The organism is Sphingomonas sp. S-NIH.Pt15_0812, from assembly GCF_003951315.1.
In the GTDB taxonomy this organism is placed as follows: domain Bacteria; phylum Pseudomonadota; class Alphaproteobacteria; order Sphingomonadales; family Sphingomonadaceae; genus Sphingomonas.
In genome coordinates this window covers 1-14,728 of sequence record NZ_QLJH01000009.1, presented here as the reverse complement: position 1 = coordinate 14,728, position 14,728 = coordinate 1, and the positions used below count along the sequence as shown (strand labels likewise).

The following is a 14,728-nucleotide window of genomic DNA, read 5'->3' as shown; positions in this document are numbered from 1 at the left end:
GCTCAACATAAACCCATGGTATTCGATCCGCTTCGGCCGCGATTGGCCGTCAGGCGATGTGCAACAGCGCCAGCAGGGACACGCTGATCGCGCCCAGGCCGAGCAGCGACAGCACCACGGCAGTCGTCACCTTGCCGCCTGCCTTGGCGACAGTGCGAACGTCCACGCCAAGTCCCAGCGCTGCCATCGACACCACAGTCAGCAAGGTGGCGATGCGGCCGATCGGCGGAATCGCGGCGGTCGGCACCAGCCCGAACGACCGGCAGGCGACCATCACGAGAAAACCGACGATGAACCACGGGACCAGATGGGCGAGGTCGAACTTCCTTGGCGCTGCGGTGCCTGCCACAAACTCTCCCGCGGGCGGTTCCTGCGGGGCAAGGCGCGGTGCGATCAGCGACAGGACGAGGCAGACCGGCCCCAGCATCAGCACGCGGACGAGCTTGACCAGCGTCCCCATCTGCACAGCCGCAGCGCCCAGTGGCGAGGCGGCCGCAATCACCTGCGGCACCGCGTACACGGTCAGTCCGGCCAGCGCCCCGAAGGCGATGCCGCTCATGCCGAGCGCGATCCCGAGCAGCGGCAGCCCCAGCACCACGACGACACCCAGCACGGCGGTGAAAGCGATGGAAGCGGCGACGTCATCGCTGTCAGCCTCGATCACCGGTGCCACCGCGGCGATGGCCGAGTTGCCACAGATCGAATTGCCGCATGCGATCAGCAGCGCCATGCGCGTCGGCAGGCCGAGCAGGCGACCGATGCCGAAGCTGAGCAGGATCGCGCTGGCCACCACGCCGGCGATGCCGACAAGCAGGGGTACGCCAGCGGCCAGGATGGTGGCGGCGCTGACCGAGGCCCCGAGCAGGACGACCGCGACCTCCAGCAGATATTTGGCGCTAAACGCGATGCCGTCGTGCCATCTGTCACTGGGCGTCCACAAGCTGCGGATCGCGGTGCCGATCAGGATGGCGAGCACCAGCGCCTCCAGCCACGCCTTGCCCGCGATGGCGCGCTCGCCGGCTTCCAGCGCATAGGCGGCGCCGGTCACGGCCAGGCACAGACCGATACCCGGCAAAAGGGCGAGCAGTCGGTCAGACCGGCCGATGGCTACAGCAGTGGGTCGGGCAACGGTGGTCACGGGGGATGTTCCTTCCGCCGCATCATCTATGCCGCGATCACCGATCGATCCAACGCATGTATATTGTGATTCCGATCGCCAAATTTGATCGATCGCGGTAGCAACGCTCAATGACGCTGGAGCAGCTTCGCACCTTTGTCGCCGTGGCCGAGCGCCAGCATATGACGGCGGCTGCCCGCGCCCTAAACGTCACCCAGTCAGCGGCCTCAGCGGCCATTGCCGCACTGGAGGAACGGCATGCGATCAAGCTGTTCCACCGCGTCGGGCGCGGTATCATGCTGACCGAGGCCGGGCGAATGTTCCTGGCAGAAGCGCGCGGCGTTCTGGCGCGGGCGGAAGCGGCCGAGACGGTGCTGCGTGAACTGGGCGGGCTGGAGCGCGGCACGCTCCGGGTCGTCGCCAGCCAGACCATCGCCGCTTATTGGCTGCCGCCCTTCCTCGCGACCTTCCACGCGCGTCACCCGGCGATCGATATCGACCTTGCGATCGGCAACAGCGAGCAGGCAGCCGCCCGCGTCCATGACGGTGAGGCGGACCTGGGCATCGTCGAGGGGCAGATCGACGATCCGGCGCTGGCGCACTGGCCGATCGGCGAGGATCGGTTGCTACTGGTCGGAGCCAGCCCGTTCGGGAATGCGCCGATCGACGCCGATTGGCTGCGTCAGGCGCGCTGGGTGCTGCGCGAATCGGGGTCCGGCACGCGCTCGACGTTCGACCGCCACCTGCGCCGCTTGGGTGTCGATCCGACCACGCTCGACGTGGCACTGACAATGCCCTCTAACGAGAGCGTCCGGACGGCTGTGGAGGCGGGGGCGGGCGTCGCCGTCCTGTCGGCGCTGGCGGTGGGACCGGCCATTGAGGCAGGTACGCTGCACGTCGCCCCGACCGCGTTCGAGCCTCGCCCCTTCTTCGGATTACGACACAAGGAGCGCTACCGCACGAAAGCTGCGGACGCTTTGCTGAACGTGATCGCCTCGCGATAGGTTTCCCAATATTCGATCGATTCCGAGAACGCCCGCACCGTCTCGCTGGCCGTTCCAGACCGTGCGAAAAGGCACGTCTGCGATTCCGCCTGATCGCGGATCGGCGTATGCTGTGAGCATGGCATACATCGAAGGTCACGCGCGCGACCAGGCGCTGATGCTGACGGCCGGCAATGTCAGCGATGTGAAATCAGCGCCTGCGCTTCTCGAACGGGCCGGTCGCATGCTCTACCTCCTTGCTGACAAAGGCTACGACGCCGACCGGCTCCTTCGTTTGGCCCGCGATGCCGGCGCCGTCCCGGTCATCCCGGGCCGGCGCAACCCCAAGCGCGCCATCCGCTACGACAAAAACCGCTACGCCGGCCGCCACCTCATCGAGAACGCCTTCTGCCGCCTCAAGGACTTCCGCCGTGTCGCCACCGGCTATGACAAGCTCGCTGCCAACTTCCTCTGCGGTGTGGCCCTCGCTACCGCAGTCGCGTTCTGGCTATGACGGCGTTGAAAAGTGAAGGTAGATCATGACCGAAGATAAAGCCACGTCAGGCCCATATTTGCTGCCTGGAACTCTTGTTCGGTATGGCGGTCTTGAGCAAGGTGGCCCGGAATACGGGGTGGTCATCCACTGCTGGCTCGACGACGAAATTAACGCTTATGACTGTTATGTCGCCTTCTTCTGCAACGAGGAACCAGCGGGGAAGCGTCCCAAAAAGCCGTAAAATCCTACGCTATGCCTCGTCGTCACTGACAATTATCCGCTTATCGGATAATTGGGTCTGGACCCTAGCAATCGACGATCGAAGGATTTGGCGTGGACAGTCGCAAGGCGCTGAGGGTGCTGGAGAAGATGGTGACCGATAGAGACCTGCGAAGGATCAGCAGCGACGCCCGCCTGACCAAGGGTATCCGATAGTTGACTAGGTCGGAGCGGCAGGTGCGGTCAATCTCGGCACTCCGTCGCCGAGTTCCAGGGCGGGCGTCTCAGCCTCAGGATGCGGGGCAAGCGCGAGCCACTCTGGTCCTCGAGGGATCGTTCGTTAGCAGCGGCATTAGCAAGCCCGTTTATGCAGGCCGTTTAAGGATCGAGGCGGCTTCGACGGAGCGCTTCCTCACATTCCGCCAGCAGCGCGCGACCAGCGTGTTGTTCTGTCGATCCGCCTCAGCTAGCGCATCCCGCACCATACCGAGGAGACGCTCTAGGTTTTTGCTATCAGGCATTTTAGCACCAAGCTGGCGAGGGGTAGGCAGCCAACATAATGCTGGTATCACGTCCATTGCGTAGTGACCACCGCTCCGCTTGCTAGGAGCTGGCTATGGCTGCATTCAATGATACCCTTGATTTGGCCAAAACACAGGTTGCATTGCGGGCATTGCGTTACGGTCACTTTCCAGCAGATATATTCGATGAGTATGCTTGGGACATGATGCTTCACATGTACATTGCCGGCCTGAGATGTCAAATTATGTACATTGACAATATTGTCAACTTGACGTCAAAAAATAAATCAATCGGAGATCGCTGGATCAAGCATTTGACTAACGAAGGCATGGCTGAAACGGACGGTGACAAAATTAGGCTTTCAGATGACGCCTTTGATCGCATGAATTTTTATCATGAGCGGTCGCTGGAACTAATTGAAAAATAGACCTGGGCTAGATTACGCGGTAAGCCGTGGCGTGTAACACACGCATCACGTGAGCTGGGGCTTGCTGGTTCGTCGTTTCTGGTACGCGTCTCTGCGTTGGCGACGTTAATGCCGGGCACATGGTTCCTTCCTAGGTGTTTGATCCCACGGTTTGATAGTGCGATCCTTTCGTTGGAATGGAAGCCGTGCGGGACAGGTACGCCGTCCGAGCAGCGATACAGCGATCGCAAGCTTCGCTCGCGATGCTAAGCCGTGAACTGGGGATCAACCCGAAGACGGTCGCGAAGTAGCGGAAGCGGGTAACTGTTGAGGAGCTGAATAACGGGCCGAAGGCCCCTCATTCCAGTAACGGCTCGATAAAAACCCGGATCGTCGCGACGGCAACAGGGCGGAGGGCCTTCAGAGGTCGTGTCGTGGCGTTACAGCCACTTGCCTCCGGGTGTGTGCCCACTACCGCGTATCTGGTAGAATTAGACATTAAATCCACTGTGTATGGATATTAAAATCACGTCTTTTCGCTGGGCTTTTCTAGCGACCGATGTTCGGCCTTTGGCCCGATCGCGAGACTTCCCGCCGCCTCGGATGCATCAAGTGGAGCATAGAAGCGGAGGTGAACGGACGCCTGAGCGGGGGTGGAAAAGGGGCGTGAATGCCCGTTTACGGGTCACACCTGGATCCATAAGGGCAATATGCCGGCCGACTTCGACCATTCTTATATTCGCTTTGGGGAGGCAGGCATGCGATCATGCCGACTTCCTCGCTTCCGCTCGTTCTAACCTTGAAAGGACCGACGCGGTTCCGGTGGCCGCGTCTCGGTGTTCAGTCCCGGCATTTGGTGGATCGGATCAACGATAAACCGGCCTGATCAGCAATTTCGGTATTTTTGAGGCGATCGACAATCACGTTTCCGATCGTCATACGCCGAAAGTGACCGCCGTACGTTGAGCCCTTCCCCGAAGCGATAGATAGAAGGCGAACAGACCAATGGCCGAGGTTGTGATCTCCCCCAGTGGACCTGGGGCTATGGAAACCGGCCTCATGATCGATGAGACGGGTACCCGGTTTGTCGTCCTGACATTCAAGGAGCCCGAAGCCGACCCTGTGATCGTCACCTTCACCGTGCCGCTGTTCGAAAAGTACGCAACGCACCTTCAAACAGTTGCCGAAGCGGCAACCGACGAAGCAAATTGGGATACGTCCAGCTAATTCAGTGGCTGCGTTTGGCGGCGCCCTGCCCTACCTGCCGAGAACCGCTTGTTCTGCCTCGCGCCGAGCAATTGGTGCCGCGATCTGGCAACGAAGGATGCCCGCATGCCATGCGCAAGGGTTTGTTGCGCCAACAGGCACTCTCCTGGGAAACATGCACATGCCGATACAACGATAGATCGATGTGTGGTACGGGCCGATACGCTGTAGCAGTTCTGCCATACCGACAGCTAGCTACGTATATTTGTCGCGGTGATGGCAACGTCCGCCTTTGTCAGAGCGGCATCGGTCGTATAGATTTCTGCATCGAGTTCGATCGCCAGAGCCAGGCAAGCGCGATCTCCCAGCGATAGGCCGAGCGGCCGGGTGGCGGGACGCAGGTCACCGATCAGCATCGCCTGACCGGGGGTCAACGGCCGGACGTCGAGATGCAGTCCGCCCAGGGCTTCCTTGACCTCATCGAGCGAAAGGCCACGTTCGCGCAGCTTGGACACAACCTCTGCGAGGTTCGTGGCACCAATCAATGATCGGGTTAAAACCTCTGCGACCCTATCGGCTCCGGGCTCATCATTGAGCAGGCAGAGGAGCGCTGATGCATCGAGTACGATCCTGTTACTCACACTCAGCCTCTGCACGCCGGTCCATGATCAGCTCATCAGCCAAGTTCGATCCTTCGGGGATATGTCGACGCAGGATAGCCCGTGCACGCTCCAATGCTTTCGATATGGATCGTACCCGCAGCTCGCCGTTGTCGATATCAACCATGACGGTATCCCCAGCGCCAATACCAAGCTCTCGACGCATGACGGCTGGTATGACCAATTTTCCGCCTTCGACTATCTTGACCCGCTGCGCTTCCACCTTGCCAATTCCTCATTACGACCCAGCAATGAAAAAGGTACCACAACCTCGATCTGGTGTCATTGCAGAATGACATTCGAAGTGTCGGTCTGAGTACGATATTCTAGATGCGACGTTCAGAGAGCGACTAATGGCTCATATGAGCCGGTTAGCTTGGCTAGGCTACGCAGCACGGCTACTCCCGGTTAGTAGCCATAACCGCGAGACATAGCTATCTTGGGTATACCCCCTTTAGCCGAGGAACGATGACGGACCAGCAAAACAGCAATGCGGTGAGGGCGGCGCGCGTGTACCTGCGGGTCAGCACCGACGAACAGGATCTGGCGCGGCAGGAGTCGATCGTGGCCGGAGCGCGGGCAGCCGGCTTCTATGTAGCAGCGGTGTACCGGGAAAAGGCGTCGGGGGCGCGGCCCGACCGGCCTGAGTTGCTGCGCATGGTTGAAGACCTCCAGCCCGGGGAGGTTGTCATTGCCGAGAAGATCGACCGGATCAGCCGTTTGCCATTGCCTGAGGCGGAACTGCTGGTTGCAACGATCCGAGGGAAGGGCGCGCGGCTGGCAGTGCCGGGGATCGTCGATTTGTCGGATCTGGTGGCTGACAGCGCCGGTGTCGCGCGCATCGTGCTCGAAGCTGTACAGGACATGTTGCTGCGGGTTGCATTGCAGACCGCGCGTGACGACTATGAAACCCGGCGAGAGCGGCAGCGTGAGGGCATCGAGATTGCAAAGCGGGCAGGGCGCTATACCGGTCGCAAGCCCGACCTGGCGCATCACCGCCGGATTATCGGTCTCCGTGAAGCCGGCATGAGCATTGCCAAAACAGCTGACCTCGCCGGCTGCAGCATCGCGCAGGTCAAACGCGTAACGGCACTGCATCGGGCCAAGCTTGCGACCCAATCTGACCATCAAATGTCGGAACAAACCGAAGCCATGGAAGCCAGTGGACCGTAAACAAACAGCGGCGAGGGAGTTTGCTTCAGCCTTGATCTCGCCCCGTTTTGACAAGGGAGGCAATCATCGTTTTATAAAGAGTGCGAACCGAACGGCCTGCCGCTCCGGTTCGGCGCTCCGATGTCCCCCCGACATTCGGAGCGCCTCATGTCTCTACACCGGCGATGACGACTGCGGAGGGTCACTAAACCTTGTTGACGGTATCGAGGGCCTCCAACAGGTCGTCGGCAAAGCTGTCCGCTTTTGTTGGCATTGCCGTACGCAATGCTTGACCAAGCAGCAAAGCCGCATTGCCGTGCCGATCGGCATCACTTTTGGTCACCCGTCGGCGGATGCCAAGCGTACTGAGCCGCCCCTTGACCATGCTATGTGTGGCGCCAAACGCTTTGCAGATGTCGTCGATGCTCTCACCGTCGACATAGCGCCTGGCCAGTTCAATCTCTTTCTCACGTGTCCAGAACAATCGGGTCATTGACACTCAAGGGCAGGTTCCGCGGCGGCCACGCTGCCGCACTCACATCATAAAGCCGGATTTATGGCGACGCCCGCTCTGATGTCGATAGACCGGGATTAAACGCCTTCATGCGTGAGTGATGCCTTGTAGCCGTCGCGCCTTGGAAAAGGGCGGGTGGAGGTGACCCGCCCTTTCTTCTTCACTCGGCAGCGTCGTCCGCTGCCGCCTTGGGCTTGCGACCAAGGCCGATCGTCTTGGCCATGGCGCTGCGGCTCTCGCTATAGGCGGGTGCGACCATCGGATAGTCGGCCTTGAGACCGTAGCGCTCGCGGTACTCCTGCGGGGTCAGGCCGTTGGTGGCGAGGTGGCGACGCAGCGTCTTGTACGGCTTGCCATCGATCATCGAGATGATGTGATCACGCGAGGCCAGCGACTTGCGCACGCTGACGGCAGGGATCACGTCCTCATTGCTCGGCTCAGGCGTGTTGGCCTCCGGCGAGGAGAGGTTCGCCAAGGCATTGTGCATCGACCGCAGGAAGGCAGGCACGTCTTCGGAGCTGGTGCGAGTGCTGGGATTGCTCAGCCAGGCAATGGTCAGCTCGGTCGCCAGCTCAACAATATTCGTTTGCTCAGTCATACATCATACTCACGTCAACATGTCCGCATAGCGCGCACTAGAGGCTGATATGACGCTTTCTCATCTCCGCCAAGACTATTTGGCCGATCACAGACATCGGCTGGCTTCGAAATATATCTGCGATATCAAGCAGATCCTCATTGTCCAGGCTCAGCAGTGAGGTTTCAACATCGGCAAGACGCATCGCTGCTTGCTCACGGGCATGGTCGAGCCGCTTCATTCGAGATTTCAGCATGGCCATGCCTGTAGCATGAGCCATGCGGTTAGGGCAGGGGCCCGGATGCCGATAATGGGACACAGTTGAAGCGCGTAATCTTGCCTCAGGCTGCGGCGGCAACCGTTTTCCTGCCGATCGTAGCGGCCGCTATCGCGCCAGCAGCAAGGTCGGCCAAGGGCAAATCGCGGTGATCGATCCACCACTGGGCCTCTGTAACGGCAGCGCAAGCTCTGCATGCCTCTGGCGTGCCGTCCTCACGATCAGCAAGCAGGCTGGTGAGGCGAGTGACCCGGATGCTCTCTGCCCAGGCGACCTGACGCGGACTGCCACTGAGGTTGGCAAGCGCAAGGTGGGCAAGCGTTGCAGCCTGTTCCGCACCATAAGCCGTGCTGCTCACCTGTCTGGCTGCCCGTCGACAATTATCGCAAGGTGCACTTTCCAGCCGAGCGATCTTACGCAGCTGCTGCTGCGTGAACCCCAGCACGTGGTGGATCTGCAGGTGGCCGCAGGCATGGGTGATGGTGTGATCCATGTCGTAATCATGCCGGCGGCCGGGTTCCCCGCAAGCCGCATGAGTCAGGCTGAATCAAATGCGCGACGGGGCGTTTCAGCTATACAGCGATGAGCTGCGCACTTGGCTGCTTAACTCCGCTTCTGCCTATCAGGCAGTGGCGCACCTGCTATGTGAGTTGCACACTCGGGCCGATAATGTGGGATTGGTGGAGATTGGGCGGTGCCGTATTCCGTTGAGCCAACAGGATATCGGCGACGCCGTCGGCATCACCAGCGTCCACACCAATCGCGTTTTGCAGAAGCTGCGCAACGAAGGGCTTGTTGAGTTTAGCCATGGAACTCTGCGCATCCAGGATGTAGATGCCCTACGTAGGGCGTGCGATTTCAGACCCGCTTATCTTCACCCGATCGAGGCATGGGCATGACACAGCAACCACCTGCCGAACTTGCTCACCTACAGCAATTGCTCGAGGCGGCACTCCGTGAAGCGGATCGCTGCGATCAGGCTGTCGCCGCGCACGTTGCCACGGCAATTGCCCGTCTGGAGGAGTTGATGCGGCTTCCTCAGTCCAAAGCGCGTTGAACCGCAAACAGGACTTCGAGCATATCCGTCACTGCTCGGTATCCTGCGGCGCTCAGAGCAACCCTGCCGTGTTGCTGCTCGACCAGTCCCTGCTTCAGGAGAGCTGCAACCCAGCGCTCCGCCACGATCGGGTGCATATGATCGGTCAGCCCCAAACCTGACGATTTGGGATAAAGTGCTTCGTCTTCGGCAAGGTACAGCTCCAGCAGGATCGTGACTGGGGATGGTGGGTGCAAGCCGGGGGGCAAGCTGCAAGCAATCACACGTGACGATGCCAGCATGCGCTCGGCAAGCTTGATCGTGGAGGTGGTGCTGACCACATGTTCCTTGCCATCAGCGACCTTGAGCGTTCGTGACATAAATTGCCTCCCCCGAAAACATCTACTACGCCCTAATCTGGCCAATATGTGGTAAGGGTCAACGGCAATCGCTTCAATCAAAATCGATGTCAAAGTGGTGGTAACATCTGATCATAATTATTTGTCTGATGGCGACGGGGTTCATCGAAGTATATTTTGCATTGAAGCTGGTCACGCATATGCTGCCTTGTTTAAAGACTATGCGTGTGAGCTGAACAAGCTTCTTGCCATATCAGTGGTGTGCGCAAGGTAGGTCTCGATCGCCGCCAGTGCCTCGGCTGATAAGGTAAGCAGATCGGACAGATCGCCGTCACCGTCGCCGATCACCAACTTCTGCTCCGACATGAAGACCAACCACCGCCGCATAACGGAAGCCGGGCAGGAGATGCGTTTGACCAGCGCATGACCGTCCAGCCGCTGACTTGCAGCATCGGCCACGAACAGGTGGAGTAGAGCATCCCAGGCGAACTCGCCAAACATCTCGTGAGGCAGGCCATCCAGCCGCTGCTTGCGATTGTTCAGGATCGCTTGGGCCAGGCGGGCCTTTCGATCATGCTCCACCATTCCTTTGGTGCCTCCCATCAGCATCTAACGGACGCTAACCGGTGTTGTTCAGATGACAAAGTCTTGATTTCCTACGGTTTTCTGCTCCGTCAGTACAGCGTCATAGGCATCGGCCGGCGTCATCGGCCTGCCAGTGAGATACCCTTGCACATGGCTGCATCCATAGGTCGTCAGCAATTGCAACTGCTCCTTCGTCTCCACGCCTTCGGCGACCACGCCCATGCCAAGGGTTGTGCCGAGTTGGGCCACTGCCTTGATAATCGCCTGTGACGCAGCTGAGGTCGGCGCTGTGTCGACGAAGGTACGATCGATCTTGACCTTATCGAATGGGAAGCGCTCAAAATAGCTGAGCGACGAATAGCCCACGCCGAAATCGTCCATCAGGATCTGAATGCCGAGTGAGCGGAGCTGCTGCAGCTGCCTGAAGGTGCGATCGACGTCGCGGATCAAGAGGCCTTCGGTGACTTCCAGCTGCAGCCGCTCAGATGCCAAACCAGTGTCCTTAAGAACCTGGCGTACGGTTTCACACAACCGGTCGTTCTGGAACTGGAGTGGCGACAGGTTGACGGCCACACGGATGTGGTCTGGCCACCGCGTTGCCTCGTTACAGGCCCTCCGCAGCAATCCGGCACCCAGTTTCTCGATCAGGCCGCATTCCTCGGCAAGGGGGATGAACTCGGACGGAGGGACGCTGCCGCGGACATCATGCGTCCAACGGGCAAGCGCCTCGAAGCTCGTGATGTGTCCGGTCTCAAGCGATCGAACCGGTTGAAAAGCCAGGGTGATGGCATCGGCTTCGATCGCCTCGCGTAAGGCAATCTCGAGCATCTGGTGCTCGCGCATCGTGGCATCCATCGCCTCGCTGTAGAAGCAGGCCGTACCACGGCCCTGATCCTTGGCCCGGTATAAGGCGAGGTCCGAGGCCTGTCGTATGGCGTCGACCGTTTCGGCGTCCCTAGGAAAGAGAGCAACGCCAACACTGGCACCGATATGAGCACGAACCCTGTCAGTTGCGATCGGCTCCTCCAGTGCCGTCACGATTGCGGATGCGACCCGCCGGCAGCGCTTGTCGGCATCGCCACCAATCAACACCATCACGAACTCGTCGCCGCCAACGCGCGCGAGGAGATCACCTGAACTGGCCAAGCCACTCAGGCGCAGAGCAGCCCGCAGCAGGACATCGTCACCCACCAGGTGACCAAACTGGTCGTTGATCGCCTTGAAGCGGTCGAGATCGATGCTGAGCAAGGCAAATGGCGAACGTGCTTCGACCAGCATGCCGAGCCGTTCGATGTAGCTTACCCGGTTTCGTAATCCCGTCAGGGAGTCATACGTTGCCAGTCGAGCAACTTCTGCCTGGGCGCGGCGTGCCTCGGTAACATCTTCGATCAAGCCAAGAAGGTAGCGCGGCTGACCCTCAAGGGAGTCGACCCTCAACCGTTTGGTGCGAAGATGGACTTGCTGACCATCGGTGCGAACATGCTGGCTTTCGTGAACATGGACGCCCGGCACCTCACAGGCAGCGCGATCACGCGCTTCATAGCCTTCACCGCGTCCGGGAAACAATTCGCTGTCCGTCCGGCCGATGAAGTCCGCTTGTGGCAGCTCGGCAATCTCAGCGCCGGCCTTGTTCATCAGCAGATAGCGCTGCGTCTGGACGTCCTTGACGAACAGCATTGCTGGCAGGTGTTCGATGACGGTGTTGAGGAAATCCCAGGCCTGTTCGCGCTCACGTTCGAGCAGCTTACGCGCCGAGATGTCGCGGATGATCGCTGCAAAGGCAGGGGAGCCGCTCTCGCTCTGCCAGCGGCTGAGCGAGAGTTCGATCGGAAACTCAGAGTCATCCGCCTTGACCGCGGTCAACGCAACCATCTGGCCGGCAAGCTTCATGTGCCCGCCCTGCGCAGCGGCGGCAAAGCCGGCGCGGTGCGCTGCTCGAAAGCGCTGGGGTACGATGATGCTGAGTTCGGCGCCGATGGCGTCGGCTGCCGGCCGCCCGAACATCGCCTCGGCCGCTGCATTCCAGAAGGTGATGCGTCCAATCGCGTCCGCGCATAGAATGGCGTCCGAGGTCACATCCACGACCTGGCTGGCAATCAGGCCAATCTGCCGGTTTTGCCGCGCCTCGATCCGGTCGGAGACGATACGGGCGAGCTCGGTGAGCGCCCCGTGCTGCCCATCGGTCAGGCCGACACGGGGCTCATGCCCCATCACGCACAATCGGCCGATACAATGCCCCGTCGAGGTAATGAGGGGTGCCCCGGCATAGAAGCGGATCGCATCATCGCCCTGCGTCAGCGGATTGTCAGCGCAGCGCCTATCGAGATGGGTATCCGGAATAACGAGCAGCGTCGGCCGATCAATCTCCAGGCTGCACAAGGCATGCTCGCGTGGTACCTCCGGGACGCCTACACGCACACGCGACTTGAACCAGCCGCGGTCCGCATCAACCAGCGTGATGGCTGCGCTTGCCGCATCACAGGCGAGTGCTGCGAGCCGGGTAATCTCGTCGAACTCCTGCTGGGGCGGCGTATCGAGGATTTTCATGTTCAGCAGGCTCGTCAGCCGGGCCGTCTCCAGCCCGGTTGCGACAACGCAAGGATCGGTCATGCTGGCACGGTAGAGCGCAACCACTAACTAGTCCTTGCTAACTTTGCTCATGCTCAAAGATGAACGTTATTTAACAATGCACGCGTCCATGGCCCGTGCTTGGTAGTTTGGCGGGAGACGCGCTGATGGTTGAAGTGCGGGCATATGAGCGATAGGCGGCGATGCCAGAAAGACAATCTTGGACCACATGTTGATCACGTCCTGTGACGCAACGAATTATTCGTGTGAGTAGTTGAGGATCGAATGCCGATGGTGGTGGCGAGGCGCAATACAAATCCCATTCTCGCTGTTGGAAGGTGCAAGTGCGTCAGGATGCAATATGAATGAGAAGCCCGACCGGGTAGCGCGTGATGCCTACCTGGTGATGCGTGCCGAAAAAGACACAGAACTTCGTACTTTCAGGAACGCGCTAGCAGAATGGCCGGACAATCGGCAGTCAGAAATACGGCAGGGTATCGCCGAACTGGCTGATGTATTGAAAAACGATATAGACCTGCTCGACAAGCTTATCCAGACGTGGGACGTTGATGCAAGGCAGTGTCCGACAGGATAGTTTGTCGAGACATTATTCAGGCCGCCGCTCTATGGACAATCTGCGCTGCCAAATTTTGCAACTTTGCCAGAGCCTCTGGGTCGATGGCGTGTCGTGGTAGGCGACTGGAGACGCAGAGCGTACCAAGCGCATAGCCTTGCGCATCGATGACCGGGGCAGCAACGAAAAACCGGATCAAGCCCACCCTGACGAACGGGTTGGCGCCAAATCGATCATCCTCCTTTGCATCCGCTAAGCAAAATACCTCCGAGGGTGCGAGGATCGCATATGCAGACATCGACCTCGCGCGATCATAGTGTCCCAATCGCCCCCCCGATGAGGCAATAACGCATTGAACGTCATCATATATGAGGGTGATGCCGGCCCAATCGGCTCGAAACAAATCCTTCGCCAGCACTGATAGCCTGTTCAAGGCGGTGTCGTCGCTATTCTCCAGCAATCCGGATGCGTAGACAGCTTGATTTCGGGCGGGTTCATTTGAAGGCAAGGGCGCGGGATCGTAGATTGTAACGGACAAGTTAGCGCCTCTTTATAATTCTATACGTTTCATTCGTGTGCACACAACACCCCCTTCGAAGCGTAGCGAGCACAGCACGCATGAACATACCAAGGAGAAAGAAGAGCCAATCAGTGTACAACGTGTTAACCAGAAAGTGTCCCATTTTGAGGCATTATGCCTGCGGTTCTTTGCTGTGTATGCCTGACCTGCTTTGTTGTTGGGTATTGCTCAAGCCACTGAATCGCATCAACGATCAAGGTGTTATAAGTGGCCGCTAATCCGCTGCTAACCAATTGGACATAATCCAACATGGGTGTTTACCTCTCTCTACACCCGTATCGGCGCACTCGCGCTTGTCGTCATCTTGGCACTCGCGTCATTGGCTTGGCTGCTGTCCGATGCAGCGCATCAGACTGGCAGTCGCTTTCGCTGGGTAACCCACTCGGCCGCGATCATCGAGACGACCGATGAAGCCTTGGGCGATCTGCGGGAGGCAGAGTCGGGGCAGCGCGGCTTCGTCCTGACCCATGACCCGGCCTATGCGCGGACGTTCGATGAGCGCATCAAGAGTGCCGCCTCCAACATGGCGCGGGTCGTGGCTCTGACCGCCGATAACCCGGTCCAGCATGCCCGCACGCGTGAGATCGCCCGGTTGATGGCGGAGCGATCCATTGCGCTCCGTCGTCCGCTCGATCTGGGTAGGGCAGGGGATTTCGCCGGCGCGCGCGCCTTTGTGGCAAGCGGGGTCGGCCGCGAACTGATGGATGCGATCACCGTCCGTACGCAAGGCTTCCTCGATGAGGAGCGGGCGCTGCAGACGGTGCGGGTCGAGGCGGCGGAACATCGGCTGGCACGCAGCAGGCGGCTGGCGCTGGCGGGCGCATCCATTGTCGCGATCCTCCTCCTGCTGTCCTGCGCTTTGCTGATCCGTGGCATCCGGCGACCGCTGGCCGCGATG

19 protein-coding genes and 1 pseudogene are annotated in these 14,728 nt (G+C 59.8%); 9 read left to right on the top strand and 11 right to left on the bottom strand.

The features are described from left to right. Positions 1-49: 49 nt before the first annotated feature. The gene (locus BRX43_RS07800) at positions 50-1,138 is read right to left on the bottom strand and encodes a putative sulfate exporter family transporter (protein ID WP_125994299.1); all 1,089 of its coding nucleotides are present in this window, start codon (positions 1,136-1,138) and stop codon (positions 50-52) included. A 110-nt stretch (positions 1,139-1,248) separates the two neighbouring features. Here BRX43_RS07800 and BRX43_RS07795 point away from each other — a divergent pair, with 110 nt between their 5' ends. The 5 genes and pseudogenes from BRX43_RS07795 (at position 1,249) to BRX43_RS20260 (ending at position 4,970) form a co-directional block, all read left to right on the top strand. Continuing rightward, positions 1,249-2,121, top strand: a complete 873-nt coding sequence (locus BRX43_RS07795) for a LysR substrate-binding domain-containing protein (RefSeq protein ID WP_125994298.1) — start codon at positions 1,249-1,251, stop codon at positions 2,119-2,121. Positions 2,122-2,275: 154 nt separating this feature from the next. Further along, positions 2,276-2,614, top strand: a pseudogene (locus tag BRX43_RS07790) (transposase); the annotation flags it as partial. A gap of 25 nt (positions 2,615-2,639) precedes the next feature. Further along, the gene (locus BRX43_RS20510) at positions 2,640-2,837 is read left to right on the top strand and encodes a hypothetical protein (protein ID WP_206433147.1); all 198 of its coding nucleotides are present in this window, start codon (positions 2,640-2,642) and stop codon (positions 2,835-2,837) included. 594 nt (positions 2,838-3,431) lie between these two features. After that, on the top strand, positions 3,432-3,764 hold the full coding sequence (locus BRX43_RS07780) for a hypothetical protein (protein WP_125994297.1): 333 nt from the start codon (positions 3,432-3,434) through the stop codon (positions 3,762-3,764). 1,038 nt (positions 3,765-4,802) lie between these two features. Further along, positions 4,803-4,970, top strand: coding sequence for a hypothetical protein (locus tag BRX43_RS20260; RefSeq protein ID WP_164523558.1), 168 nt, complete (start codon positions 4,803-4,805; stop codon positions 4,968-4,970). Positions 4,971-5,200: 230 nt separating this feature from the next. Here BRX43_RS20260 and BRX43_RS07770 read toward each other — a convergent pair whose 3' ends face one another. Then, the gene (locus tag BRX43_RS07770; RefSeq protein WP_125994296.1) at positions 5,201-5,590 is read right to left on the bottom strand and encodes a type II toxin-antitoxin system VapC family toxin; all 390 of its coding nucleotides are present in this window, start codon (positions 5,588-5,590) and stop codon (positions 5,201-5,203) included. Next, positions 5,583-5,831 (bottom strand): AbrB/MazE/SpoVT family DNA-binding domain-containing protein, encoded by a 249-nt coding sequence (locus tag BRX43_RS07765; RefSeq protein ID WP_125994295.1) that lies wholly within the window; start codon positions 5,829-5,831, stop codon positions 5,583-5,585. The genes BRX43_RS07770 and BRX43_RS07765 overlap by 8 nt, the downstream gene beginning before the upstream one ends. Before the next feature lie 245 nt (positions 5,832-6,076). On the opposite strand from BRX43_RS07765, the gene BRX43_RS07760 reads away from it, so the two are divergent. Then, complete coding sequence (locus BRX43_RS07760) at positions 6,077-6,781, top strand: recombinase family protein (protein ID WP_125994294.1); 705 nt, start codon at positions 6,077-6,079, stop codon at positions 6,779-6,781. Between the two features lie 184 nt (positions 6,782-6,965). On the opposite strand, the gene BRX43_RS07755 is transcribed toward BRX43_RS07760, so the two are convergent. The 4 genes from BRX43_RS07755 to BRX43_RS07740 form a co-directional block, all read right to left on the bottom strand. Continuing rightward, entirely contained in the window at positions 6,966-7,253 is a 288-nt protein-coding gene (locus BRX43_RS07755; RefSeq protein ID WP_125994293.1) for a hypothetical protein, read from the bottom strand. A 181-nt stretch (positions 7,254-7,434) separates the two neighbouring features. Further along, on the bottom strand, positions 7,435-7,872 hold the full coding sequence (locus BRX43_RS07750; RefSeq protein ID WP_125994292.1) for a MucR family transcriptional regulator: 438 nt from the start codon (positions 7,870-7,872) through the stop codon (positions 7,435-7,437). A 37-nt stretch (positions 7,873-7,909) separates the two neighbouring features. Next, positions 7,910-8,113: a hypothetical protein gene (locus BRX43_RS07745; protein ID WP_241214844.1), complete on the bottom strand. Its 204-nt coding sequence runs from the start codon at positions 8,111-8,113 to the stop codon at positions 7,910-7,912. 79 nt (positions 8,114-8,192) lie between these two features. Continuing rightward, the gene (locus tag BRX43_RS07740) at positions 8,193-8,621 is read right to left on the bottom strand and encodes a hypothetical protein (protein WP_125994291.1); all 429 of its coding nucleotides are present in this window, start codon (positions 8,619-8,621) and stop codon (positions 8,193-8,195) included. A gap of 58 nt (positions 8,622-8,679) precedes the next feature. On the opposite strand from BRX43_RS07740, the gene BRX43_RS07735 reads away from it, so the two are divergent. Further along, entirely contained in the window at positions 8,680-9,027 is a 348-nt protein-coding gene (locus BRX43_RS07735) for a helix-turn-helix domain-containing protein (protein WP_125994290.1), read from the top strand. 139 nt (positions 9,028-9,166) lie between these two features. Here the strand turns inward: BRX43_RS07735 and BRX43_RS07730 are convergent, their stop codons facing one another. From BRX43_RS07730 to BRX43_RS07720, 3 genes are all read right to left on the bottom strand, one after another. Further along, positions 9,167-9,544: a hypothetical protein gene (locus tag BRX43_RS07730; protein WP_125994289.1), complete on the bottom strand. Its 378-nt coding sequence runs from the start codon at positions 9,542-9,544 to the stop codon at positions 9,167-9,169. A gap of 198 nt (positions 9,545-9,742) precedes the next feature. After that, complete coding sequence (locus BRX43_RS07725; protein ID WP_125994288.1) at positions 9,743-10,132, bottom strand: hypothetical protein; 390 nt, start codon at positions 10,130-10,132, stop codon at positions 9,743-9,745. 24 nt (positions 10,133-10,156) lie between these two features. Next, on the bottom strand, positions 10,157-12,718 hold the full coding sequence (locus BRX43_RS07720; RefSeq protein ID WP_125994287.1) for an EAL domain-containing protein: 2,562 nt from the start codon (positions 12,716-12,718) through the stop codon (positions 10,157-10,159). 319 nt (positions 12,719-13,037) lie between these two features. Between BRX43_RS07720 and BRX43_RS07715 the strand changes: the two genes are divergently transcribed. Continuing rightward, positions 13,038-13,271 carry a hypothetical protein gene (locus BRX43_RS07715; RefSeq protein ID WP_125994286.1) on the top strand — a complete coding sequence of 78 codons (234 nt, stop codon included), beginning with the start codon at positions 13,038-13,040 and terminating at the stop codon, positions 13,269-13,271. Between the two features lie 16 nt (positions 13,272-13,287). On the opposite strand, the gene BRX43_RS07710 is transcribed toward BRX43_RS07715, so the two are convergent. Next, the gene (locus BRX43_RS07710) at positions 13,288-13,788 is read right to left on the bottom strand and encodes a GAF domain-containing protein (RefSeq protein WP_125994285.1); all 501 of its coding nucleotides are present in this window, start codon (positions 13,786-13,788) and stop codon (positions 13,288-13,290) included. Between the two features lie 295 nt (positions 13,789-14,083). On the opposite strand from BRX43_RS07710, the gene BRX43_RS07705 reads away from it, so the two are divergent. After that, a partial coding sequence (locus BRX43_RS07705; RefSeq protein WP_206433146.1) for a CHASE3 domain-containing protein occupies positions 14,084-14,728 on the top strand: 645 nt, incomplete at its 3' end.